The 23,357-nt window shown below is 51.0% G+C and carries 21 protein-coding genes and 1 pseudogene; 10 read left to right on the top strand and 12 right to left on the bottom strand.

Annotation, left to right across the window (positions count from 1 at the left end; genetic code table 11):
* Positions 1-62 precede the first annotated feature (62 nt).
* The 6 genes from D3P08_RS16065 to D3P08_RS16040 all read left to right on the top strand — a co-directional run bounded on the left by D3P08_RS16065 (position 63) and on the right by D3P08_RS16040 (position 5,842).
* Positions 63-575 carry a GNAT family N-acetyltransferase gene (locus tag D3P08_RS16065; protein WP_119600728.1) on the top strand — a complete coding sequence of 171 codons (513 nt, stop codon included), beginning with the start codon at positions 63-65 and terminating at the stop codon, positions 573-575.
* 551 nt (positions 576-1,126) lie between these two features.
* The gene (locus D3P08_RS16060; RefSeq protein ID WP_162848502.1) at positions 1,127-1,525 is read left to right on the top strand and encodes a nuclear transport factor 2 family protein; all 399 of its coding nucleotides are present in this window, start codon (positions 1,127-1,129) and stop codon (positions 1,523-1,525) included.
* 451 nt (positions 1,526-1,976) lie between these two features.
* Positions 1,977-2,447 (top strand): NUDIX domain-containing protein, encoded by a 471-nt coding sequence (locus D3P08_RS16055; RefSeq protein ID WP_119600726.1) that lies wholly within the window; start codon positions 1,977-1,979, stop codon positions 2,445-2,447.
* Between the two features lie 218 nt (positions 2,448-2,665).
* Positions 2,666-3,781, top strand: coding sequence for a putative periplasmic lipoprotein (locus tag D3P08_RS16050; protein ID WP_119600725.1), 1,116 nt, complete (start codon positions 2,666-2,668; stop codon positions 3,779-3,781).
* Positions 3,782-4,121: 340 nt separating this feature from the next.
* Positions 4,122-5,093: an alpha/beta hydrolase gene (locus tag D3P08_RS16045; protein ID WP_119600866.1), complete on the top strand. Its 972-nt coding sequence runs from the start codon at positions 4,122-4,124 to the stop codon at positions 5,091-5,093.
* A 218-nt stretch (positions 5,094-5,311) separates the two neighbouring features.
* Positions 5,312-5,842, top strand: coding sequence for a dihydrofolate reductase family protein (locus tag D3P08_RS16040; protein WP_119600724.1), 531 nt, complete (start codon positions 5,312-5,314; stop codon positions 5,840-5,842).
* A gap of 112 nt (positions 5,843-5,954) precedes the next feature.
* Here D3P08_RS16040 and D3P08_RS16035 read toward each other — a convergent pair whose 3' ends face one another.
* Positions 5,955-6,719, bottom strand: a complete 765-nt coding sequence (locus tag D3P08_RS16035) for a TioE family transcriptional regulator (protein ID WP_119600723.1) — start codon at positions 6,717-6,719, stop codon at positions 5,955-5,957.
* Between the two features lie 167 nt (positions 6,720-6,886).
* Here D3P08_RS16035 and D3P08_RS16030 point away from each other — a divergent pair, with 167 nt between their 5' ends.
* Together D3P08_RS16030 and D3P08_RS16025 are read left to right on the top strand one after the other, a co-directional pair.
* Entirely contained in the window at positions 6,887-7,867 is a 981-nt protein-coding gene (locus D3P08_RS16030; protein ID WP_119600722.1) for an ATP-binding cassette domain-containing protein, read from the top strand.
* The gene (locus D3P08_RS16025; protein WP_119600721.1) at positions 7,864-8,688 is read left to right on the top strand and encodes an ABC transporter permease; all 825 of its coding nucleotides are present in this window, start codon (positions 7,864-7,866) and stop codon (positions 8,686-8,688) included. The genes D3P08_RS16030 and D3P08_RS16025 overlap by 4 nt, the downstream gene beginning before the upstream one ends.
* 63 nt (positions 8,689-8,751) lie before the next feature.
* Here D3P08_RS16025 and D3P08_RS27895 read toward each other — a convergent pair whose 3' ends face one another.
* The 3 genes and pseudogenes from D3P08_RS27895 to D3P08_RS16015 form a co-directional block, all read right to left on the bottom strand.
* Positions 8,752-8,994 (bottom strand): S-layer homology domain-containing protein, encoded by a 243-nt coding sequence (locus D3P08_RS27895; RefSeq protein WP_119600865.1) that lies wholly within the window; start codon positions 8,992-8,994, stop codon positions 8,752-8,754.
* Positions 8,992-9,048, bottom strand: a pseudogene (locus tag D3P08_RS28090) (S-layer homology domain-containing protein); the annotation flags it as partial. The gene D3P08_RS27895 and the pseudogene D3P08_RS28090, both read right to left, overlap by 3 nt.
* Before the next feature lie 120 nt (positions 9,049-9,168).
* Positions 9,169-9,489, bottom strand: a complete 321-nt coding sequence (locus tag D3P08_RS16015) for a hypothetical protein (protein ID WP_119600720.1) — start codon at positions 9,487-9,489, stop codon at positions 9,169-9,171.
* 227 nt (positions 9,490-9,716) lie between these two features.
* Between D3P08_RS16015 and D3P08_RS16010 the strand changes: the two genes are divergently transcribed.
* A complete protein-coding gene (locus D3P08_RS16010; protein WP_119600864.1) occupies positions 9,717-10,616 on the top strand; it encodes a class I SAM-dependent methyltransferase in 900 nt (299 codons plus the stop codon).
* 56 nt (positions 10,617-10,672) lie between these two features.
* Positions 10,673-11,059: a nuclear transport factor 2 family protein gene (locus tag D3P08_RS16005; RefSeq protein ID WP_119600719.1), complete on the top strand. Its 387-nt coding sequence runs from the start codon at positions 10,673-10,675 to the stop codon at positions 11,057-11,059.
* 55 nt (positions 11,060-11,114) lie between these two features.
* On the opposite strand, the gene D3P08_RS16000 is transcribed toward D3P08_RS16005, so the two are convergent.
* The 8 genes from D3P08_RS16000 to D3P08_RS15965 all read right to left on the bottom strand — a co-directional run bounded on the left by D3P08_RS16000 (position 11,115) and on the right by D3P08_RS15965 (position 23,328).
* The gene (locus D3P08_RS16000; protein WP_119600718.1) at positions 11,115-12,290 is read right to left on the bottom strand and encodes a sugar ABC transporter permease; all 1,176 of its coding nucleotides are present in this window, start codon (positions 12,288-12,290) and stop codon (positions 11,115-11,117) included.
* Positions 12,291-12,302: 12 nt separating this feature from the next.
* Positions 12,303-13,823, bottom strand: coding sequence for a sugar ABC transporter ATP-binding protein (locus D3P08_RS15995; protein ID WP_119600717.1), 1,521 nt, complete (start codon positions 13,821-13,823; stop codon positions 12,303-12,305).
* Between the two features lie 89 nt (positions 13,824-13,912).
* Positions 13,913-15,022, bottom strand: a complete 1,110-nt coding sequence (locus D3P08_RS15990; RefSeq protein ID WP_119600716.1) for a sugar ABC transporter substrate-binding protein — start codon at positions 15,020-15,022, stop codon at positions 13,913-13,915.
* A gap of 132 nt (positions 15,023-15,154) precedes the next feature.
* Positions 15,155-17,275, bottom strand: a complete 2,121-nt coding sequence (locus D3P08_RS15985) for a methyl-accepting chemotaxis protein (protein ID WP_119600715.1) — start codon at positions 17,273-17,275, stop codon at positions 15,155-15,157.
* A gap of 946 nt (positions 17,276-18,221) precedes the next feature.
* The gene (xylF, locus tag D3P08_RS15980; RefSeq protein ID WP_119600714.1) at positions 18,222-19,370 is read right to left on the bottom strand and encodes a D-xylose ABC transporter substrate-binding protein; all 1,149 of its coding nucleotides are present in this window, start codon (positions 19,368-19,370) and stop codon (positions 18,222-18,224) included.
* On the bottom strand, positions 19,357-20,916 hold the full coding sequence (locus D3P08_RS15975) for a response regulator (RefSeq protein WP_119600713.1): 1,560 nt from the start codon (positions 20,914-20,916) through the stop codon (positions 19,357-19,359). Before D3P08_RS15975 ends, xylF begins: the two co-directional genes overlap by 14 nt.
* On the bottom strand, positions 20,891-22,357 hold the full coding sequence (locus tag D3P08_RS15970) for a sensor histidine kinase (protein WP_119600712.1): 1,467 nt from the start codon (positions 22,355-22,357) through the stop codon (positions 20,891-20,893). The genes D3P08_RS15975 and D3P08_RS15970 overlap by 26 nt, the downstream gene beginning before the upstream one ends.
* Positions 22,354-23,328, bottom strand: coding sequence for a sugar ABC transporter substrate-binding protein (locus tag D3P08_RS15965; RefSeq protein WP_119600711.1), 975 nt, complete (start codon positions 23,326-23,328; stop codon positions 22,354-22,356). Before D3P08_RS15965 ends, D3P08_RS15970 begins: the two co-directional genes overlap by 4 nt.
* Between the last annotated feature and the right edge of the window lie 29 nt (positions 23,329-23,357).

Genomic DNA, 23,357 nt, shown 5'->3' with positions numbered 1-23,357 from the left:
AGGCTGATAGCGAACGGTAAAATTGGCAGCATAACCGATTAACTTTTTTTAGGAGGTTTGAAATGATTCGGAAATGTTCGGAGCAAGATGTGAATGAAATGTGGAAGATTATTAACGATGGAGCACAGGCGTACAAAGGCATCATACCCGAAGACCAGTATCATGATCCTTATATGAGCATGGATGAATTGCTGCATGAGATCGAGAGCGGCGTTATGTTCTGGGGAGTTGAGCACGATGGCGAGCTTGTCGGGGTTATGGGCCTCCAAGATAAAGGCGACGTCGCCTTGATTCGGCATGCTTATGTTCGCACGGTTAAACGCAAAGGCGGCATCGGCACCCAATTGCTGCGGCATATCGCCGCGCTTACAGAAAAGCCGATTCTAATCGGCACTTGGGAAGACGCCGGCTGGGCGATATCCTTTTACACCAAAAATGGCTATACGCTGGTCCCTCAAGAAAAAAAGAAGGGGCTGCTGCAGCGCTACTGGCAAGTCTCGGATAGACAGATCGAAACATCGGTTGTTTTGGCCTCGCCAGGTTATAACGATACAGGGGCAGTAAACTTCGCATAACCGGAATGACCCGAACCTTTGCGCCAAGCAGCGGTTACGGGTCATTATTTTTAGGCGACCGCTAACGGACCAGACCGATTTATTCATGAAGGGAATGTAAAGAACATGAGCAGAAGGATCCCTGAGCAAAGTTTTTAGATGATATTCGCCATCTGCCTGTGCTTCATCAGTTGACGCCGGAGGAAATTCGTAAAGCGGTTATCGCCAATGCGGTTTCGGACAGCTTTGAATCCGATAACCGATTGGGCAATAGGCGCTACAATTGACGCCAGCTGTCCAGAGGATTATCCCCCTCCTCATTCAATCATTACTGAAACCGATCATTCGAATCGGAATCTCGTGATTGTTGCGCTGTGGAGAGGGGAGTACACTTTAGATGTGAAGCGATACGTACAACAATTTACACGGGGGGCGTTTTCACGAAGCCATGCACCTTGGTATCATTTTGAGCCAGCTTAAAGCCATGCAATAAGATGTGGCCATAACGCATAGCAGGTGGATCTGGTCCGCCGCCCGAAATTCCAACTCTATAAAAAGGAGATATGAGCGAAATGAAACCGGATCAAGTGTTACTTCAATACTTTCACAATATGGTGGATATCGACAAAGCCCTCCGTTATGTACATCATGATGCCACGTTTATCGCGGCATTCGAGAAGGAGACGGACAGACATTACTTCTATGGAACCTATTATGGGAAGGAAGGCGTAAGGACGCTATTGTCCAAGTTCCAGAAAGATCTTGATACCCAACAATTCGAAATCCGCAAGATACTTGCCGATGAAACCACTGCTTTCGCGTGGGGAAGATTTAAGCATCGGATTCGCCCTACCGGCAAAATGTTTGAAAGCTATTGGGCGATGGTTTGCGAAGTGGAAGACGGCACGATTAAGTATTTCCGGGGCTTTGAGGATACAGGCGCCTTGGAAGCCGCTTATAGAGTGGATTGATGCACCGCAAGAATTCCGCATTTGTACGACCGCCATATCACAAGTAATAAAGGGTACTTTAGCATAAATAAACAGGGAGCAGACCGCCACCTGGCAGCTGCCCCCTGTTTTCATTCACGGACGGTTTTGCAATACGAGCTAGTTTGCCGAAAAAAATCGGCAGCCTCGTTAAGCTATTTGGCAGTTTACGCCAATACCAATAGGGAAATTTTTCTTGACACTAAAACAGTGATGTGGGTATTATTTCCATATAGTGATGATTAAGGAGAATAACGATGTATACTTTGACATTAAAACAATCTCACCATCATGAAAAGCGTTAATCCATTCTTCTAAAAATTAGGGATGGGTTAACGCTATTCGCGCTTCCCATTCTGCGATATGCAACGCGCAGGACTTAGGGTCTAGCGCGTTTTTTATTTTTTTTCACAAAAGAAACGGAGGAGTAGAAATGGCAATCATAACAGATTCAAAAGGTAATATTTTTTTGGAGTTTATGAAAATTGAGTATGATAAGCTCAGTACAATTACTCTGGATGCTCCACTAACACATGCTCTAATTGTGGTGAAGTGCCAAGAAAAGTACCTCTTCTTACATAATAAGTGGAGAAAGAACTGGGAACTGCCAGGAGGTATTATTGAACCGGGTGAGAATGCTCAACAATGTATAATTAGAGAATTATTTGAAGAAACCAATCAAAATATTGACACAGTTGTGTTCAAAGGTCTAATGAAGTTTAGACTTCGGCCAAGTTTTCATGGACCAGAACGAACAGAATACGGGGCTTTGTTTAAGGGTGAACTGTGCAAACTTGATGATTTTATTGAAAACGATGAGGCTTCATCAATCATCCTATGGGATGGTATATCAGAGATTGGTGATATCGCCGAAATAGATAGGAAGCTAATTGAATTCGTGTGATAGATGATTGTACAGCAATCCAGGGAGCAGTTTGCCGCCGCGGCAGCTGCTCATTTTCATTGAACGAAGGGGTAGATTTGCATGGTAAGTCTCAGTCGACCTTTATTGAGAATTGGTAGCATTTAGAAACAAAGTACTCTTTTTATTCGTCTAACGTACGTGTACTTGAACTAGGATGTACTTGCAGAAGAAACTTATTGGAAGGAGCATAATGTAAGATGAAAAAATTGTTCTTTGCAATGGTACCCGTGTTGCTATTAACTGCGTGTGCAGAGGCGACAACTACCATCACGAACTCACCGGCTCCTTTATACGCGGTAACCGCAAGTCCAATCCATACAGCGCTTTCAGACGCATCCAACACAATCGTTGCAGAGGGACCGCTTACATTGTCAAGGAACGATCTATTCCAGCTTACAAAGAAGCAAGAATACTTGAGTGTAGTGCTTAAAAACGGAACATATTTTGAGGACTGGTCACCAGGGCCTTTAATGGGTCGCAATTGGGAGGGAGAATTCGAAATCCAGCTATCCAATGAAAACGGCGAGGTGAAAAGTGCTGTCGAATTAAACGGTTATTTCAATGGCGAAATGGTGTTTAACTCGTTCTTTGACATCGATTTCGATGATTACAACGGGGATGGGAATATCGACTTTACGATTGGTCAATATGCATCGAGCAATGGCGGTATATTTAAGCTGTTTACGCTCGACCAGTCTGGACGAATCGCAGAATTGCCTATTAAAGGGCATCACGAGCTATTCGTGAGCGGTACTGGACGTTACTCCACCAAGTTAGCTAAAAACAAATTTGGTTTTTCAAGTACGTATTATGATAACAGTATCGGAAAAGACGTCATACAATCCTTTGTGTGGAACGGAAAAGAGTTTGTCAGTGAATCGGAATTCGGTCAACCGACGGACTCAGAATACGATCTCTCCAATCTGAAACTGCCCCTGCCGAAGGGATGGGACTTAAGTAAAGGAGACCGCTTTAGCTTAGCCATCACCGATGAAAATGGGGTCAATCTCGGGAGTATTGTTACGTACCCGTATGCTGACGATTTTGACTTTAGACTTTATAAGCCCAACCATAGCGAAATTACAAATGAAGAAACGATCGATACTCCCATCGGAAACGGCAAACTATATACGCTCGACGCTGACAACGGTACTGCCGCCTCCGGTCTGACTGGCACACATGACGTTTATTTTGCAGTTATCCCTATAGAAGACAGAATTGTTTACGTACTGGAATTTTCAAAGCATGATAAAGAGGCTGCGTCCAAAATGCAATTCATCGGTCTGCTGAACGGGTTGCAGTTAAAAAAGTGAACACCAGCCGATTGGAGATATTGCTGATTAGGAAGGCCCTTCATCCCTTCGTGGATGCTGGCCGATTACGGTACGTAGCTCTACAAGTAACTACGGCAGCCGGCTACTGACCGGTTGCCGTTGTTGCTCGTTAAGGTAACTGACAGAATAGCCCCATCAAAATAGAAGTTATGAGTGGACATAGGAAAAAGGATGTCATGGGTGTGCAAAAATAAAAAATTCGCTTTTACTGTGTAATTAACCATGATCAAAAGTTTAACGCCCATAATTTGAATCTTATCAAGTTATAATGTGTTACCTAAGAGGCGAAGACCGTTGTTCATTTATGGGGGAATTGAAGATGAATGCTATAGCGAAACGCTTATCCTACAATGAATCCGAACTGTATTGGAAAAATTATCAGAAATTCTTTCCTGAAGAACTGCGATTAAATGAGAATTGTTTACCGACTGAAGAGTGGTGGGATTGGAACGATATTCGTGTCCATCTCGATCGGATGTCTGTTCCTGATTCAAAAATTAAAGTTATCTTAATACACGGCGCGGGTGGGAACGGTAGAATGCTGGCCCCCTATGGACGAATGCTGCAAATAAATGGGTATGATGTTTTATCTCCTGATCTTCCTCCCTATGGTTTAACTTACATGGATTCATTGAAATCATTAGATTACCTGCTATGGATTGAACTACTTACAAAATTGATCGAGCAGGAAGTAAAGCGAGACGGTAAACCGATTGTTTTGTTAGGAGCAAGTATCGGTGGCATGCTTGCTTATCATGCTTCGGCCATGAGCACGCATGTTAGAGGATTGGTCGTCACAACATTTGTAGATACAAGTCATTCAAAAGTTCGGGATCAAATTGCCCCGAATAAGTTAATTAGTCGTTTAGGTAAATTCTCAATGGATGTTTTCCCCTTTATTTTGGATCAATTTCGAATTACTGTTTCGAAAGTATCTAGGATGGAATTAATTACGAATAACTTCGAATTGACCGAACTAATCATAAAGGACCCGCATGCGGCAGGCACAAAAGTCACATTACGTCTTCTTAGAACTTTTATGAATATGAAACCATTGATTCAACCTGAACGTTTCGACATTTGCCCTGTATTACTTGTCCATCCTGAAGTAGATCCAATGACGCCTTTTGCCCTAAGCGAACCTTTTTATAACCGATTAAAAGGCAAGAAAGAATGTGTAATATTAGAAGGGTCTGGACACTTTTCAATAGAACAACCAGGGTTGGACCAAATGAAAACCGCCGTACTTTCTTTTTTAAGCGAGATTGAAAATGAAACTAACAGACTATAATGCAAGGATAAGTTTTACGAGTGATCGGTTTGTTACACTAACAGAACCTTTGTGAAGCTAATAATCAATTCAGTCAGGCAAGACCTGTTCACATTAGCAATCCATGAGAAACCGGGCATGCTGTTGGAAGATATAATGTAGATATAAAAGAGGCTGCAGTTGGAACTTTTAATCCTGATCCTAATATGCGAGGAAAACCCGGGAGGAGAGCCAGTCGTATGGCAAAGATCGTTTACGCATTGAACATGTCTCTGGACGGGTACGTCGACCACATGGCATTCCAGCCTGACCCCGTGCTATTCCGTCATTTCATCGACGACGTGCGCGGGTTGACCGGAAGCCTGTACGGGCGCCTTATGTACGAGACCATGCGGTATTGGGATGAAGACGATTTGGAATGGAATGCACCGGAACGAGAATACGCAGCAGCGTGGCAAAGCAAACCGAAGTGGGTGGTGTCCAGGACGTTAAAGTCCGTCGGCCCGAACGCTTCTCTGATCGAGGGGGACCTCGAAGCCGCTGTTCGTGAGCTGAAGACAAAGCATGAAGGAGAGATTGAAGTTGCCGGACCGCAGTTGGCGCAAAGTTTAACGGAGCTCGGTCTCGTTGATGAGTATCGGCTTTATCTCCATCCCGTCGTGCTGGGTCACGGCAAGTCATTCTTCGCCGGTCCGCGGCACCCGCTGCGCCTCATAGCCAGCGATCGGATTGGCGAGCAGGTGATCAGATTGACCTATGTACCAGTTTAGTGCCTGTACTGCCATACAATGTTGGCAGCTTTGTTTCAATAGCGACAGCCTAGGACTTTACTTTCTCGTCCATGGCTGTCGCTTTTCGATTTCAAGGGTCAGACACCAGCCGCTATCCCTCCGTGTCCATCTGCAAATCTTGCGCGGTGTACGGATTCCCCAATCCTTCTGCCGGCATTAACCCCACCTCTTTGCACAGCTCGACCAGCTGGTGGACGGCATAGAACTGCCGCTGTCCCCGTTCATGAATGCGCCGCAGCGCTTTGACCGCAACCCGCTTCGCTTTCTCAAAGCTTTGATGCTCCACCGCTTGTACAAGCTCTTTCATATGCTCCAAAAAATAAACGGTGCCCCGCAGCGTTCGGATCAGCAAAATTTGCCGAAGATGCGTCGGGGTGTATAGCCGGTACCCATTATCGGGATCCCGTTCGGGTATGATAAGCCCTTCCTTCTCCCAATGGCGGATTGCCGATGCCCGCACGCCGGCGAGCTCGGCGGCTTCCCCAATCGTCATGCGGGATTTCGGCTTTCTTCCTGGGGGGATCGGCGGATCCGGCGATTGCAGAAGCGAGAGGGTCTTGTCGGCGGCCTCCTTCTCTTGATAAAGGGCTGCCTGCTCCCTATTCACCAGCCAAAACGCCGCATCCATGTCCCCCGCTTGTATATACCGCAGCGCCTCGGACGTCACCGCCGTACCGAAGCCGGCGAACATCGCCCGGAGACAGCGGAAATAGGCGCGGTGCGTTCTTGTATAAAGACGATAACCGTTTGCTCCGCGCTCGGGCGGCGGGACAATCCCCCAAGCTTCGTAATGGCGCATGGCGCTAGTGCTGATATGAAGCTCGCGGGCAATCTCGACCGGCTTATAATACTCCATGCGTTCACTCGCTCCTCCCGAAACCAAACATTCTAGAAAAACATTAAAGAACATGCTTGATACTTTGATCCAAACCCCTTTAATATTCGAGAAATATTGTTCAAAACCTTCTCACTTGCATCAATGTTGTAATCTTGAATTGTAGCTGATGAGAAGGAGGAGGATTTATGGAACGGATCCGTTACGCAATCGAAGCGCGAGGGATTCAAAAATCGTTCGGCGGCACGGAGGTGCTCAAAGGCATCGATCTCCAAGTGGAACGCGGCACCGTGTACGCGCTTCTTGGGCCGAACGGCGCGGGGAAGACGACGCTCGTGCATATCTTGTCTACGCTTCTTCGCCCGGACGGCGGAGAAGCCCGCGTATTTGGGCTCGATGTCGTACAGAGCAGCGATGCCGTCCGCAGACATATCGGACTAACCGGACAATTCGCAGCGGTGGATGAGTCGCTTAGCGGCCGGGAAAATTTGATGCTGTTCTCGCGATTGCTCGGCTACCGGAAGCGCGACGCTGCCGCTCGAGCGGAGGAATGGCTGGACGTATTCGGGCTATCGGATGCGGCCGGGAAGCAGGCGGGAACTTACTCCGGCGGCATGCGGCGGCGGCTCGATATCGCTGCGGCAATGCTGGTGAAGCCGGAGCTTCTGTTTCTGGACGAACCCACGACGGGGCTCGATCCTCGCAGCCGGAACGAGGTATGGGACATCGTCCGTCTGCTTACGGAACGCGGCACAACCGTGCTGCTGACTACGCAATATTTGGAGGAGGCCGACCGGCTGTCGGACCGAATCGCCGTTATTCACGAAGGCGTAGTCATCGCCGAAGGAACCCCAGCCGAGCTGAAAGCGTCCGTTGGCTCCGGCACAGTTCGCGTGCAGCTCGCGCGGAAGGAGCAGCGAGGCGATGCCGCGATGGCGATGCGGCAGGTGCTCGGCGCTGCAGCCCGGCAGGATGCTGATCCGGCGGTGCTGACCGCTCCGGCGCTTGACCCCAAGCTGGCGGCTCGCTTGCTCTTGGAGTTGTCGCAAGCCGGCATTGAAGTGGAGCAATTCTCGCTCGGGCAGCCGAGTCTCGACGAAGTCTTCCTGTCGCTGACCGGTCAAAAAAATGAAGTGCTTTTTGAATCGAAGGAGGTGCAGTCGTCATGAGTACGACGGAGTCAAAGCTGATGTTGGCGCTGAACGCTGGAGAAACGCCTCGCCGGCCTCACGCGCTGCATGCCATAGCCGCCTTTGTCTGGCGGTCATGGCGAGGGACGCTCAAAATGCTGCATTATTTGGCGATAGACGTGCTCATCTTCCCCGTCATCTTCCTGCTCATATTCACGTATCTGTTCGGGGGCGCCATCTCGGGCGGCACCGGCGCGTATTTGCAATATTTGCTGCCCGGCATGCTTGTCTATACCGTAACCAGCATGACCGTCTATATCGGCATCGGGATTAAAAATGATATCGACCGCGGCGTGTTCAACCGGTTCCGCACGCTCCCTTTCTGGCAGCCGGCGGCCATCATTGGAACGATGCTTATCCAGCTGTTGACCTATACATCCGCGCTCATTACAACCATTCTGTTAGGGATGGCGCTTGGGTTTCGGCCGGAGGCCGGTATAATCGGCGTCTTGTCCGGCCTCATCTTTGTCGTGCTGTACGCCTTCTGCCTCAGCTGGCTGTTCGCCTTTATTGGCGTTATCGCCAAAAAGGTCGAATCCATTACAAGCATGACCTACATCGTCCTGTACCCGCTTCTGTTCACAAGCAATGTATTCGTCGATACATCGACCATGCCGGACTGGCTTGGCCCTATCATCGCATGGAATCCGATCAGTCTGGCCTCGACGGCCGCCCGGGGACTGATGCATGGCTCGGCGTCTTTCGGCGATCTTGCATCGGCGCTCGCGGTTATGGCGGTTTTTGCGCTCGTGTTCGCGCCGCTGACGTTCCGGGCGTACCGCCGAAAAGGTTCGCAATAAGCATAGGGTCGTCGAAAATCATGCAAAATGCAAAAGGGGCGCCGATATGCGGCGCCCCCTTCATTACTCTGAACCGAGCAAATTATAAATCATAACAGCCGCTTGCGCGCGATTTACGGTTCCGTCCGGGTCGAATTTGCTGCCGGTTACGCCCTGCATATTGCCTTCTTCCGTAAGCAACGCTACGGACTCCCGTGCATAATCGGCTATTTCAGAGCCGTCTTTGTAAACTCCCAAGGAAGCCTCAGTATGTTCAGCCTCTAAACCGGATAAAGCATTCAACACATTAGAGCCCAAAACCGCCATCTCTTGCCTCGTTATCGGACGGTCAGGCGCAAATTTCCCGTCACCGACGCCCGGAAAGCACGAAGAAAACGATCTGTTTGCAGGTCCTGCTCTGTATCATGTTTTTCCTCCTTGGATTACGATGAATCAATCTCGTAATACTTTCGTCGCAGGAGGAATATATTCCTTGTTCAATTAATCGTGTGTAATCTCATGCCGCTCCAGCTGGCCATCCCGATTAAAGTAGAGCCTTAATAAGCTGTCGTCTACGCCTAATCCGGCTGACCCTAAGTAGTAAACGAACTGCACCGACGGCTCTTCCAGCCGTTGTTCAGGCTCGCCAAGCAGGTCAATAATCTCGGTCGCTGTCATTCCTTCAAGCTCATATTGGCTCAGCATACTGTTTACCATTCCTTTTCTGGACTCCGGTTCCTCAGCCCACTTTTCCTTATGGAATGAACCGCTGCATGAACAAAGCATGACTAAGACCAGCATAGCAAAACTTATCTTTTTCATAGGACCGCTCCTTTCCTGCTCAATATCTAACGGAAATAATCCGTAAATGTTGCATTCGGGAGTTGAACTCGGTTATTATGGATATATTGAGTCCATAATCGTAGAGAGGCCCTGATGCGTCCACACACCAGCCAACAAGCTGCTGCGTTCACATCAGAATCGGTTTTTCGCGTTTTAATTATGGATATCTGTTGTCTATAATAATATCTAGGAGGAAACAGCTGATGATGAACGATTTCTTCGACGCCGCGATTTGGGAAGAAGCATGGAAAAGACATGGCGATACCTTGGTGAACAAAATGAAACAAGCAGGCATTGACCCGGCGCGCTCCTTTGATCATAAAGCGAAAACGTTTAATGAGCAGTCCTTTAGCGAAGAAGGAAAAAAGCGGAGCAGCCGGATTCTGAACTGGCTCGAAACCCAAGGGGTCCGCTTCGATAACGCCTCCGTCCTTGACATTGGCGCCGCTTCGGGCGTGTTTTCGGTGCCGTTTGTGGAACGGGGAGCTCAAGTAACCGCCGTAGAGTCTTCTCCTCCGCTTGTCGAGCTGCTGAAAGAAAACGCGGCACAGTTCCCTGAAGACAAGGTAACGATCGTGCCGGAACGGTTCGAGGATATTGACCCGCACGCCAGAGGCTGGAGCAAAGCATTTGATCTTGTATTTGCCTCGATGTGCCCCGTTATTCACGATTGGGACAGTGTAGAGAAGCTGCTCCAGTGCGCACGGGAGTATTGTTATATCAGCATGCCGGCCGGTTCGGCAGAGCATAGTCTGGTGAACGAAATTTGGCCTCTCGTCACGGATAAGCCCTTCAATCCGAAATATACGGAAATGGGCTATCTGCTTCATCTGCTGTATCTGAAGGGCTACTCCTACGAGTCGCTTGTCACAACCGAATCGAAAACGGCGGAAATCTCCACAGAAGAGGCTATGCAAGAAATAATGCACTTACTGCGCGGCCACGGTCTTCCTGCTGACGACCGGAATCGAAAAATAATTGCCGACTATTTGGAACGAGCTTATCCTTCCGGCACCGTAGTAACTCATCAGGGCGGCCGCTACGGCAAGGTGCTGATTCGTTTGCAAAATAAAAGCATGATTTACCATTCAAAACAAAACGTGTAAAATGTCACTACTACCAATCGCTATGAGGACAAGTAATTATAGGGAGGAGCTCGCAAATGGCGGCGGTCGATGAAAACCTAGAAATCATTAAAAGTTATATCGAGGCTTATAATTGTTTTGATACCGAGGGTATGGCAAAGCTCCTGCATGAAGAGGTCATTTTTAGAAATTTTATGAACGGCGAAATGAATACCGAGACAAAGGGCATAAAAGAATTCAGGCAATTAGCTGAACAATCAGCCTCGTTATTCTCCAGCCGTCGTCAGACCGTTACCAGTACCAGAGCAATTGATAGCAAAGTAGAAGTAGAAATTGAGTACGAGGCTGTAATCGCTCACGATTTGCCTAACGGGTTAAAGTCAGGGGATAAACTGCAGCTAAAGGGTAAGTCACTATTTGAAATTCGCGAAGGCAAGCTATCGTTAATTGAGGATTATAGTTAGGTGATTACAAATGAAAGGGCGCCGACAAGCGGCGCCCTTCATTGCTTCTATGAAATTAGCCTCTCTTCTTGCGCGTCATGACGTCGAAGATAACCGCTGCCGCAAGCACGCCGCCGCGAATCATGTACTGATAGGAGATACCTACGCCGAGCAGGTTCATGCCGCTGGTGAGCGAAGCCATTACAACCGCGCCGATAACCGCGCCCGTTACTTTACCTACGCCGCCTGCGGACGATACGCCGCCGACATAAGCAGCCGCAATCGCGTCAAGCTCGAACAGCGTACCGGCTGTCGTTGTCGCGGATTGCAGACGGGACGTGTACAGAATGCCGGACAATGCGGCCAGCATCCCCATGGAGCCGAATACGATATACGTAATTTTCTTCACGTTGATGCCTGTCAAGTGAGCCGCTTCCGGATTGCTGCCTACCGCGTAAATATGTCTGCCAAGCACCGTCTTCGTCGAAATGAAGTGGTAGAGGGCAACGACAAGCAGCACGATAACAACCGTCCAGGAGAAGCCGTTATAACCGGCAAGAATCCAAGTTACATAAGCGATAATAGCGGAAACAAAGATTAACTGAATGGCAAAGATCCCTTTGGAAACCACATCGAACTGATACTTAATCTTATTTTTACGCTTATTGATCTCGCTATAAATGTACAGAATAATAGCCAGAGCGCCCAAGATAAGGGATAGCAAATGCAAGCCGCCTACTTCGGCAATCGAAGGAATAAAGCCGTTGCCGATCGCGTTAAAATTGTCATCCTTGATGATGATGGTACCCGTCTTCTCCGTTACTTGAAGGAGCGCGCCTCTGAAAATCAGCATCCCCGCCAAGGAAGCAACGAAGGACGGAATGCCGAATTTCGCGACAAGGACGCCGTTAAACATCCCCACCACAATGCCGAGCACCAGAATAATCGGAATGGTCAGATAGAACGGTACGCCCGCCTGCGAAAGGAGAATCGCGGCGATCGCGCCCAGGAAGCCGGCTACAAAGCCGACAGACAAGTCGATCTCACGGATGACGATAACTAGCGTCATACCTACAGCCAATACGGCAATGTAGCCCGTCTGGTCAAGCAGGTTACTGATATTACGGGAGGACATGAACAGTCCGTCCGTCAGAATAGTGAAGGTGAGCATGATGACGAACAGGGCAATATACATGCCGTATTCGCGAATGTTCACTTTGAGCAATGACTTCGCTTCATTAAAAAGGTTCATAGGGTCTTCCTCCTATAGTGTTGCAAGCTGCATAATGTTTTCTTGAGTCGCCTCTTCAATCGAGAGCTCGCCTTTCAAAGCTCCTTCGGCCATTACGTACACGCGGTCGCTCATGCCAAGCACTTCGCCAAGCTCGGAAGAGATCATAATGATGCTCATGCCTTCGCTGATCAGCTTGTTCATAATCGTATAGATCTCGAACTTGGCTCCGACGTCGATACCGCGTGTCGGTTCGTCCAAGATCAGCAGCTTCGGCCCAACGAACAGCCATTTGCCGAGCGACACCTTCTGCTGGTTGCCGCCGCTGAGCTTGCCGACGAGCTGCTCGACGGAAGGCGCCTTCACATGCATTGAGGCTTTGTATTCATTCGCGATCTTTACTTCTTCGTTCTCGTTGATCACGCCGTTTCTCGAGATGCCCTTCAAATTCGCGGCAACGACGTTGCTTTTTATATCTTGAGCAAGGAATAGGCCGTCGCCCTTCCGGTCCTCCGTCACGTAAGCGATACCCGCTTTGATCGCGTCGCTTGTGTGGGAGAACTTCTGTGGCAGACCGTCTACAAATAAGTCGCCTTGCAGTTTATAAGACTTGGGATTTCCGAAGATGCTTTGCGCCAGCTCCGTGCGTCCCGAGCCCATTAAGCCGGCTATTCCGACGATTTCTCCCTTTTTCACGTGAAGATTAACATTTTTTACGACATAGCGGCCCAGCTGCGTATCATAAGCGGACCAATTGTTAAGCTCCAAAATTTTATCGCCGAACTTCTTGTCCGGTCTCTTCGGATAAATGTCGTCGATCTCGCGACCAACCATGTTTTTAATAATCGTGCTCTCGGTAATTTCGCCTTTGGACCCTTCCAATGTGCAAATCGTACGCCCGTCGCGGATGACTGTCGCCCGGTCCGCAATCGATATAACTTCTTTCAGCTTGTGGGAGATCATAATGCAGGTAATGCCTTGTTTCTTCAGCTCGCGCAGCAGCTCGAGCAGGTTCTCGCTATCGTTTTCGTTAAGCGCAGCTGTCGGCTCATCGAGGATGAGAAGCTTAACGTCTTTGCTTAAAGCTTTGGCGATTTCGACCAACTGCTGTTTGCCGACGCCCAAATCCTTGATTAATACTTCCGGATTTACGTCGAGTCCTACCTTTTTAAGCATGTCATTCGCTTTAACGATTGTTCGGTTCCAATCAATGACCCCGCCGCGTTTCACTTCGTTGCCGGCAAAAATATTCTCGTACACGGTGAGATCCGGGAATAACGCCAGCTCTTGATAGATAATCGCAATACCGGCCTTCACGCTGTCGCTGATTTCGCCGAATTGCTGTACTTTGCCCTCGAACACGATATCGCCAGTATAGGTGCCGAAAGGATATACGCCGCTCAGCACTTTCATCAGCGTGGATTTGCCGGCGCCGTTCTCGCCGATCAGGCAGTGAATCTCGCCCTTCTCCACCTTGAAGCTGACATCTGTGAGCGCTTTGACTCCCGTAAATTCCTTGGAAATGTTGTTCATCTCCAGTATATATTCGCTCATCGTTATGCCCTCCTAACCAAACAACAGTTACAATTACGGGAATCGTGGCGTCTCCGCCACGATTCCCCTTGTACTATGCTTTTTCTGTATTACAGACCCGTGAACTCGTCAGCTTTGTAGTATTCCGATTCAATCAGCTCTGCCTTCACGTTGTCTTTGTTCACAACGATAACGTTTGTTTGCTTAGCTGGAACGTCAATGACACCGTTGTTGTACGAGCCTGTTGTTTCAGGCGTTTTGCCGTCCAGGATGGATACAGCCATACCCATTGCGTCCGTTACCAGCGTACGAACGTCCTTGAATACCGTCATGGACTGCTTGCCGTCGATAATGTACTGAATGGAAGCTTTCTCAGCGTCTTGACCAGTAATGACATAGCTAGTAACCGCGCTGTCCGCACCGAATACGTCTGCAATGGAACGAGCTGTTCCGTCGTTTGGAGCAAGGATCGCTACATCGCCTTTTTGCTCAGCCGAAGCCGATGTCAAATGCGTTTGAGCTTTGTTTTTCGCTTCGTTAGCATCCCAGTTTGTTGTTACTTGGCCGATAATTTTGCCCAGCTCGTCGCGGGACAGTTCAGCTTTGTCTTTCAATGCTTCCGCTTCGCTGGAGTTCGCAATCACGAATGTGCCGTCAGCGATTTTTGGCTGAAGTACTTTCCAAGCGCCGCTGAAGAACAGGAACGCGTTGTTGTCGGAAGCCGCGCCAGCATACAGGTACAGCGGTTGACCCGAACCTTTAGCGTTGTCTACCAGGTATTTCGCTTGCTCTGCGCCGACCGACTCGCTGTCAAAGGTTACATAGTAGTCAACAGCGTCTGTGTCCGTAATTAAACGGTCATACGCGATAACTTTGATGCCTTCTTTTTTCGCCGCTTCTACAGAAGCTGCAGCTGCCGCGCCGTCATGAGGACAGATGATAAGAACTTGAATGCCTTTGTTGATCAATGTTTCTACGTTTTCTTTCTCTTTCGCGGAAGAACCTTGGCTGAACAAGATTTCCGTCGTATATTTCGTGCCGGAGAGCGCATCTTTAAAGCGCTGCTCGTCCTGCACCCATCTTGGCTCGTCTTTGGTAGGCAATACGATGCCGACGCTTACTTTACCGCCGCTTCCGCCGCTGTTATTTCCGCATGCAGCCACGATAATCGAGAAGATCGCAACGACCAGCAGAAGAGAAATCGACTTCATTTTCTTCATTTTTTTGTACCCCTCTCAAAATGTTTCTTTTGGTTACAGGTCAACTATAGCACCGAATATTCGTCATGAAAGCGCTATACAATAGCACTCTTTTGCGAATGCCTTGACTTTTTTGACGAAACTTGTCCCCTTTTATTTGTCGGGCTGGTCCTCCCCTGATCCTGACAGACTGTCCATATCCACCTTAAACTTGGAAACCGCGTCTTTCAGCTCCGACACCAGCTCGACCAGACGGTTCGCATGCTCGGACATCTCTTTGAGGGATCCGGTCTGCATATCAACCGAAGACGCAATCTCTTGCGTGGAAGCTGTTGTCTGCTCGGAAACGGCCAGAATGCTTTGAATCGAAGCGACCACCGCTTCCTTCAAATGCTCGACGCTTCGGATCGTAAGGAGCTCGCCCTGCACATGCCGCTGCATCATTCCTAGCGAATCATTCATGTTGCGCATGGTAATACTAACCTGCGAGACGGCTTGCTTCTGCGTCTGGTTCACCGCATTGGTGTCGCCTACGACGGCTACGAGTCTGCCGGTTTGCGCAAGCATGCCTGAGATGGTCTCCTGGATGGTCTTGGCCGACAATCTCGCCTGCTCCGCTAAGCTTCTCACTTCATTCGCCACAACGGCGAACCCTTTTCCGTGCTCTCCCGCCCTGGCGGCTTCAATCGATGCGTTAATGGATAAAATATTCGTCTGCTCGGTTATCTCAAATATTGCTTTCGTTACGGAAGAAATCGATTGCGACTGCTTGTTCAGGTCATCCACCAGGTGAGAAACCTGTTGAAAGGCTTGCTCCAGCCGCGTATACGACTCCTCCAGATGCTTCACTTGTTCGTTGCCGCTTTCGATATGCCGGCTGGAGTCCGCAAGCGCATGCTCCATCTCGCCTGACTGCGCAATGAGCGTGCCGATTCTTTGGCTTAATTGATGCACGGCCTCGGAGCTTTTTTCGATCTCGCTCGATGTATTGGCAGCGCCAAGCGCGATTTCTTCCGTCGCGCGCGCCACTTCCAAGCCGGCCGCCACATTGTCGCTCGCGATCCCGCTTACGCTGTTCGCCGTCTGCTCCACGGTTCCGACGCTGGCATGAACGCGCTGAATCAGCCCCCGGATACTGCCAAGCATCGCATTGTAGCTATCCGCCAGCATCCCTAGCTCATCCTTTTTCTTATAATCAAACTCTGCGACTAAGTCGCCTTGGGCTGTCCGTGAAATCGTCGAACGCAGTCTGTTGATTACTTTCAGCAGTCCCGACGCGATATAATAAGCCGCAAATGCGCCAATACATAATCCGACCGCAAGCGCAATGACGCTCGTCACCACAAATTCGGACAGGCTCTCGCTCAGCTTCTCTTTGTCCACGAAGGAGACGATGCTCCAATTCATCGAATAAACGAACGAAACTTCTCCGTTATAATGAACCCCGTCCCAGGTAAAATCGATTTTGCTGCGTTTACCGTCCGCGACCTCTTGTACCCAGCCGAACTCCTTCTTCATCTGTTCCTTGTCTGGCAGAACATCTTCTCCGCCCGCAGCGCTGCCATTCGGATCGATATTTTTCCCGTCCATACCCCGCATAAAGGAGGAGACGATTAAGCCACGGCTGTCATAGATGATCAGCTTGTTCCTTCCGAACATCTCGTTCGATTCCCGCAGCGCGCCGATTCCGTTCAAATCCATATCGAAGCCCGCCACGCCGTACAATTGCCCGCCGGCCATAACGGGCGTCATAACCGACACCGTCATTTTGCCCGTCAATTCATCCTGCCGGACATCGGTCCAGACGGTCTCCTTCTTTTCCAAAGCAAGCTTGTACATTGGCGTCTCACGCGCGTCGCCCTGCATATCGATGGCAGGCGACCTGTGCAGCTTTCCCGTCTCGGCGGATATGAAATAGACGCCCTGCAAGGACGGGTCCTTGGCCTTTGCCGTCTCCAGCAAGAAGCCAATCGCCGCATCCGGATTATCCGAATGAAGCGAAGCCATCTCAACGCTTCCCGCAAGCTGTTCGACGGACTTCTGATATTGTTCGGTTAGCATACGGACTGCTCTGGTAGCGCTTTCAACTTGAACGGCATTGTTCTCCGAGAAGGTGTTCTCGAGCGATGTTTTAACGGTTGAGAAAAGCATGGCGGTAGATCCCAGCAGCGCAATGAACACCGCCGCAGAAATTAAAGCCATCCACTTGACGCGAAGAGAGCGCGCATTGAATCGAATATTGTTCCTGATGACACGTTGAAGTGCATTCTTCATCCGGCGTAACCCCTTCTCTAATGAAATGATTAGGCATGTCCATCAAGATTTTACTCGACGAAGGAAGGAGACACCGGAACAATTAGCGTTATTAAATTGCTGTGTGTAGTATTTTTTTGTTGTGCGACCGTGGAAATGGGCGGCTCGGCCAATTAAATGGATGAACGGTACTGGCATTTACGCTGTCATCAGAGCGTAATGGAAATGCGAAAAGGACCCCACTCCCTGCCGTGAGGCGGGAATTGAGGTCCGTGTTCACGATCTATTTTCGTCCGGCGCGTTTTAGGCGGCAGGGGCGGCTTATTTCGTCCGATCCGCATCATCCGGCGCGTTTAAGGCGGTGAGAGCGACTTATTTCGTCCGATCCGCACCGTCAGGTGCTTTTAAGTCGGCGGGAGCGACTTGTTTCGTCCGATCCGCATCATCCGGCGCGTTTAAGGCGGCGGGAGCGACTCACTTCGTCCGATCCGCGCCATCCGGCGCGTTTAAGGCGGCGGGAGCGACTTGTTTCGTCCGATCCGCGCCATCAGCGCGTTTAAGGCGGCAGGGGCGGCTTATTTCGTCCGATCCGCATCATCCGGCGCGTTTAAGGCGGCAGGGGCGGCTTATTTCGTCCGATCCGCACCGTCAGGCGCGTTTAAGGCGGCGGGAGCGACTTGTTTCGTCTGGTCCGCACCATCAGGCGCGTTTAAGGTGGCGGGAGCGACTTGTTTCGTCCGATCCGCGCCATCAGCGCGTTTAAGGCGGCAGGGGCGACTTGTTTCGTCCGATCCGCGCCGCCCGGCGCGTTTAAGTCGGTGGGAGCGACTTGTTTCGTCTGGTCCGCATCATCCGGCGCGTTTTAGGCGGCAGGGGCGACTTATTTCGTCCGATCCGCATCATCCGGCGCGTTTAAGGCGGCGGGAGCGACTTGTTTCGTCCGGGCCGACATGGACTCTACTCTTTGCTAATCTTGGTCCAAGTACCGGTACACATCCTGCCGGGAATGGAAGCCGTCTGCGATGATGGTCGCGTCGAGATTAAGCTTGTCGACGGCAATCGGGGAGAGCAGCACGGACGGCACTTCGATCTTCCCGTTGTTCACCTTGCGGTCCGCGCCCGGATCCTTGCCCTGCGCCAGCATAACGGCAAGCTCGGCCGCCTTCTGCGTGAGCGCACCGATCGGTTTGTACACCGTCATCGTCTGGGTTCCGGCGACGATGCGCTGGGCGGCCGCCAAGTCCGCGTCCATGCCGGCTACGGGAATGCGCCCCGCGAGCCCCTGCGCCGCAAGCGCCTCGATCACGCCGCCCGCCGTCGCGTCATTCGCTGCGATCACCGCGTCAATCTGATTGCCGTTCGCCTGAAGCGCAGCCTCCATGTTGGCCTTGGCGCTCGCAGGCGTCCAGTCCTTGCTCCACTGATCGTATACGACCTGAATATCGCCGTTGTCGATGAACGGCTGCAGCACGTTGAACACGCCCTTTTTGAAGAGATGGGCGTTATTGTCCGTTTCGGCGCCGCCGATGTAGACGTATTTCCCTTTCGGAACCAGCTCGGTGATCGCCACGGCCTGCATCATGCCGACCAGCTCGTTGTCGAAGGAGACGTACAAGTCGACCTCCGAGTTTTTGATCAGGCGGTCATAGGCCATCACTTTAATGCCGGCGGAATGCGCCTTCTTCACTATCGCCGCCGTCGCCTCCGCGTTATGAGGAACAACTACGAGCAAGTCGACGCCCTCGCTAATCATCTGTTCCGCCTGCATGATCTGCACCGCGTCATCGCCGTTCGAAGCCATAATCACGACCTCGGCGCCAAGCGCTTCGACCGCCGCCTGGAACTGATCCCGGTCCTTCAGCCACCGCTCCTCAAGCAGGGTATCCATCGAAAACCCGATTTTAATCCTGTCGTCCCCGGCAGGCTGAACCGGAGAAGTAATCGCCTCCTCGCCTCCCGCAGTCTGAGTTGGCGCCAGATTGGCCGTTCCGCTGCTGCCCGCATTGTCCTTGCAGCCTGTCACGATGAAGAGGAGCGCGATCGCAAGCAGAAGCAGCCAGGCTTTCATCCCATTCCTTCTCATCCGGTCCGCTCCTTTGCCGTTAGTTCTCATCATCGGTCAGCCTCTTCTTGCCAAGCAGCGTCTTGCGGTATTCCTTCGGCGACACATTGGACATCTTCTTGAATACCTTGCTGAAGTAATTCGGATCGTGATAACCGACCTCGAACGTAATTTCCTTCAAGCTTTTCTCCGGATCGCCCATCAGCTTCTTCGCTTTCTCGATTCGGCATTCCGTCAGAAAGTCGATGTAGTTAATCCCGAGCTGCTCCTTGAACATCTTGCTGATATAAAAGGGACTTAACCCGACCCGCTTGCCGATCGCGTCGAGCGAAATATTTTCATGGGAATGCTCCATAATGTATTGCTTGATTTGCTGCATCGTATCCGGCTCGAGCCTCTCGTAATAGTCCACATACGACTGCCGCATCCGGTCAAGCAGATGCCCGGTTTCGGAGCGAAGCTGCCTGTAGTTCTGGGCTTGGAAGGAGAACAACGGCGTTCCCGTCTCCACCCCCAGCTCGCTAAGCACCCGAGACGCCAGCCACAGCAGCTCCAGCACGCGCTGCTGCGCGTGCAGCAGATTCGTGCCTTCATTCTCGAACAGCTGGATGAAGTCCATTACGCTTGTCCGGACCTGCTCCCATTCGCCGAGCCGCATATGATCAAAAAACTGTTTTTCCTTCTGCCTGATCTGCTGAGGGTCCGCGGCCATATGGAGCGCCGGCACATCGGAATAGAACCGGTATTTCACCGGCAGCGTCGTATCGATCGAAGCGATAAGCGCCTCATGATAGGATTGCCGAATGAGCGCCAGCGACCCGCATTCATTCCCGATCCCGACGAACCAGCCCGCTCCCGCTTCCGACTTAGCCGCAGATAGGATCTCCCGGGCGAGAAGCATCGCTTGGGAGCGATAGGATCGCTCCGGATCCCGAATCACGATGATCGGGAGCTGCCGCCCGTAAAGCGCTCCGACCAGCGCATTGCCCGCATGCCGCACCTTCTCTTTGACGGTGGAATAGGCGCTTTCCCCTCCCGGCGGCAGCGACACCAGCATTACGAACATCTCGCCCGCCGTACGGATCTCCAGCAGGGCGACGAGCTCATCGACATGCACGTCATGCACATGGTCGAACAACAGCTGCGTCACGATATCGGTCTCAATCAGCGGCAGCGTCTTTCGAAGCGCGTCCTGCTGCAGCATGCTCGTCTCGAGCGATCTGCGCTCCTCCTCAATCTGCGCGATGACCTTCCCGACCGTTGCAATGATCTCGCTAGCCTTGCTTGGCTTGAGCAAATAATCTTTGACGCCCAGCTTGATCGCCTGGCGCGCGTATTCGAACGCGTCGTAGGCGGTCACCATAATATATTTGATCCCGGGATTTTCCGCGCTTATCCGTTCAACGGCTTCCAGACCGCTCATCCCCGGCATTTTGATATCCATCAAAATAAGATCCGGCTGGAACGAACCTGCCATCTCGACGGCGATTTTCCCGTTTTTAGCTTCCTCAATGACAAGCTCTGGAAAGCCCTTCCGCAATATCGCGTGCAGCCCTTCCCGCTCGATCTGTTCATCATCCACGATCAGGAGCTTTATCATAGCTGTCGATTCCCCTTGTTTTCGGTATTTTCAAAATCACTTTAGTGCCGCGCTCGCCATCGCTCTGAATGTCCATCACATCATCGATACCGTAGAAGAGACGCAGCCGCTTCACCACGTTGCTGAAACCGATGCCGGTAGAATGCCCTTCCGTTTCGACAACATGCTCTTCCAGGATTTGCTTTATTTTCTCCTTGGTCATGCCCGGTCCGTCATCCTCGATCTCGACGAATACCCGCTCGCCGCCATCGATAATACGGAACCAGATCACGCCGCCCTCCTCCATAGGCTCAACCGCATGGATGACGGCATTCTCGACAATCGGCTGAAGGGTCAGGCCCGGCACCTGGACATGCAGACAAGAATCATCGATGTCGGCATACAGACGCAGCCGCTCGGTAAACCTCGCTCTTTGTATGTCAATATACTGCCGCATAACCTTTACTTCATCATACAAGGTAACGGACCGGTCGAGCCGCTTCAAGTTATACCGCAGCAGCCCCGCTACGCTGACGAGCAGATCGCTTGTCTCCTCCGAGCCTTCCAGATAGGCCTTCTTCGATAACGTATCAAGCGTGTTGAACAAAAAATGCGGATTGATCTGGCTCTGAAGACTTCGAAGCTGGCTTTCCTGCAGCAGCAGCTTATTCTCCTGCAGCTCCTTCTCAAGCTGCGCCTTCTGCTGAATTTCAGATATTAGGTTGTTAATATTGACCCTCATGCGGTCGAACATCTTCGCCAGGAACGAGATTTCGTCATTCGAATTGACCTCGATCTGCAGATCAAAGCGCCCTCGGGAAAGCTCCTTCGCCGCCAGCGTCAGCTTCTGCACGGGCCGCGTAATGCTGAGCGAGAACCAATACGTGAACAGCAGCAGGAGGAAGGTAATCAGAAGCAGCAGCAGGACGCCCGTTTTTTTCAGCTCCTGGGACTGTTCGATAATGCCGCGGTAGAATTGATCATAGGTCTTCAGCTCGGTATCGAGCAGCGTAAGCGTCATCTCGGATATATACTTCGAGATGCGCGTCGCCTCGTCGAACGCATCGGAGGAAGCCTCCGAATCCTTCTCCGATTGGAAAAGCAGCGAACGGTCTGTCGTTTCAACCAGGCTGTCGATCAGGTTCGTGTAGCTGGTTATAGCGAAAGCGTTTTCGACATTCTGCAGTTCGGAAACCTCGGCTTTCGCCCGCTGGATGTTCGATTTGCTCGCATGAAGCAGCTCCAAGTTATCCGGAGTCGGGGCCAGCAAGTAGTTATTGAGCGACGCAATCATGTGCTGGCTCGCGCTTGTCACTTCATTCATGCGCAGATAGCGCTGCAGAATATCGTTGTATTGGTCCTGCGTCTTCTGATTGTAGTAAGTAAGCGCGCCCCAAATGGCAGCCATAATAAACAATACGATTGTCGCGAGGGTCCAAATCTTTTTCTGTATACTGTTCATTGCGCGTCCATCGCCTTTAACATTCTGATTTCGGTTAAGTAGCCGTTCATATCGAGCGGAACCGTCTCTCCCCTCAGCCATTGCAGCATCATGTCTACGCTGATCTGGCCCATCATTTCGGGCGACTGCTCGATCATGCCGTCGAGCTTGCCCTGCTGCATCAGTCTGAGCGACTCGCGTCCGTCATCGAAGGAGTAGATATGATACGGCTCGATTTGCGAACGCCTGCCGACCTCCAGCAGCATCGCCTCCGCTAAGTCCGCGTTGACCGCGATGAAGGCGTCCACATCGGGCAGGCGATTCATCAAATCCCTCGTAGTGGCGATGATCTGCTCCCTTGTATCCGGCGTCTCCGCATATTCGGTCCGAACGTTCGGGTAGCTCTTCAGCACGTCCTGAATGCCGCTCACCCGCTGCTTCTGGTAATACTCCTGATGCGCATCGGCGAGCAGGATAACGGTCCCTTCCGTCCCCATATCCTGGACAAGCTGATTCGCGATCATCTTTCCCGCCTGATATTGGTCTGAGCCGACATACGTCCTCCTCAAGCTTTCCGACATCGGCACATCATTCGCGACGGTAATGACAGGGATACCGTGAAAAGCCGCCTTCACCTTCGTCAAATTTTTAAAGCTTTCCGTGTCCAAGCCTTGCACGATGATACCGTCCACCTTCGTATCGATCGCAATTTCAATTTTTTTCAAAAAATCCTCCTGATTGCCGTAGCTTCCCCATACCTCAAGGCTGGCCCCCTCTTGCTGCGCCTGCTTCTCCGCTCCCTCGCCAACCTTTTTCCAGAACGGCATCTCCAGCTCTTGCGTAATCAGCACAAGCCGGTATTGGGACTGCATAGCATCCGTCGGCTGCGGCAGCTTCCAGTCGGAGCGGAACGCCTTCTCCGCCGACACGAAGGTGAAATAACAAAGCGTTATACATAGGAGGCCAAGTATACCTATGACCGTTTTCCGCAAATGAAGTAGCTCCTTTGTACTAGTATCTA

Source organism: Paenibacillus nanensis (assembly GCF_003583765.1).
In the GTDB taxonomy this organism is placed as follows: Bacteria; Bacillota; Bacilli; order Paenibacillales; family Paenibacillaceae; genus Pristimantibacillus; species Pristimantibacillus nanensis.
Note: the sequence above shows the minus strand (reverse complement) of the source record. Positions and strands in the feature narration are given on the sequence as shown.

Excerpts from the sequence above, each read along its gene's own strand:
- D3P08_RS16065 (WP_119600728.1), top strand. The coding sequence starts at position 63 with ATGATTCGGAAATGTTCGGAGCAAGATGTGAATGAAATGTGGAAGATT.
- D3P08_RS16060 (WP_162848502.1), top strand. The coding sequence starts at position 1,127 with ATGAAACCGGATCAAGTGTTACTTCAATACTTTCACAATATGGTGGAT.
- D3P08_RS16055 (WP_119600726.1), top strand. The coding sequence starts at position 1,977 with ATGGCAATCATAACAGATTCAAAAGGTAATATTTTTTTGGAGTTTATG.
- D3P08_RS16050 (WP_119600725.1), top strand. The coding sequence starts at position 2,666 with ATGAAAAAATTGTTCTTTGCAATGGTACCCGTGTTGCTATTAACTGCG.
- D3P08_RS16045 (WP_119600866.1), top strand. The coding sequence starts at position 4,122 with ATGAATGCTATAGCGAAACGCTTATCCTACAATGAATCCGAACTGTAT.
- D3P08_RS16040 (WP_119600724.1), top strand. The coding sequence starts at position 5,312 with ATGGCAAAGATCGTTTACGCATTGAACATGTCTCTGGACGGGTACGTC.
- D3P08_RS16035 (WP_119600723.1), bottom strand. The coding sequence starts at position 6,719 with ATGGAGTATTATAAGCCGGTCGAGATTGCCCGCGAGCTTCATATCAGC.
- D3P08_RS16030 (WP_119600722.1), top strand. The coding sequence starts at position 6,887 with ATGGAACGGATCCGTTACGCAATCGAAGCGCGAGGGATTCAAAAATCG.
- D3P08_RS16025 (WP_119600721.1), top strand. The coding sequence starts at position 7,864 with ATGAGTACGACGGAGTCAAAGCTGATGTTGGCGCTGAACGCTGGAGAA.
- D3P08_RS27895 (WP_119600865.1), bottom strand. The coding sequence starts at position 8,994 with ATGGCGGTTTTGGGCTCTAATGTGTTGAATGCTTTATCCGGTTTAGAG.
- D3P08_RS16015 (WP_119600720.1), bottom strand. The coding sequence starts at position 9,489 with ATGAAAAAGATAAGTTTTGCTATGCTGGTCTTAGTCATGCTTTGTTCA.
- D3P08_RS16010 (WP_119600864.1), top strand. The coding sequence starts at position 9,717 with ATGAACGATTTCTTCGACGCCGCGATTTGGGAAGAAGCATGGAAAAGA.
- D3P08_RS16005 (WP_119600719.1), top strand. The coding sequence starts at position 10,673 with ATGGCGGCGGTCGATGAAAACCTAGAAATCATTAAAAGTTATATCGAG.
- D3P08_RS16000 (WP_119600718.1), bottom strand. The coding sequence starts at position 12,290 with ATGAACCTTTTTAATGAAGCGAAGTCATTGCTCAAAGTGAACATTCGC.
- D3P08_RS15995 (WP_119600717.1), bottom strand. The coding sequence starts at position 13,823 with ATGAGCGAATATATACTGGAGATGAACAACATTTCCAAGGAATTTACG.
- D3P08_RS15990 (WP_119600716.1), bottom strand. The coding sequence starts at position 15,022 with ATGAAGAAAATGAAGTCGATTTCTCTTCTGCTGGTCGTTGCGATCTTC.
- D3P08_RS15985 (WP_119600715.1), bottom strand. The coding sequence starts at position 17,275 with ATGAAGAATGCACTTCAACGTGTCATCAGGAACAATATTCGATTCAAT.
- xylF (WP_119600714.1), bottom strand. The coding sequence starts at position 19,370 with ATGATGAGAACTAACGGCAAAGGAGCGGACCGGATGAGAAGGAATGGG.
- D3P08_RS15975 (WP_119600713.1), bottom strand. The coding sequence starts at position 20,916 with ATGATAAAGCTCCTGATCGTGGATGATGAACAGATCGAGCGGGAAGGG.
- D3P08_RS15970 (WP_119600712.1), bottom strand. The coding sequence starts at position 22,357 with ATGAACAGTATACAGAAAAAGATTTGGACCCTCGCGACAATCGTATTG.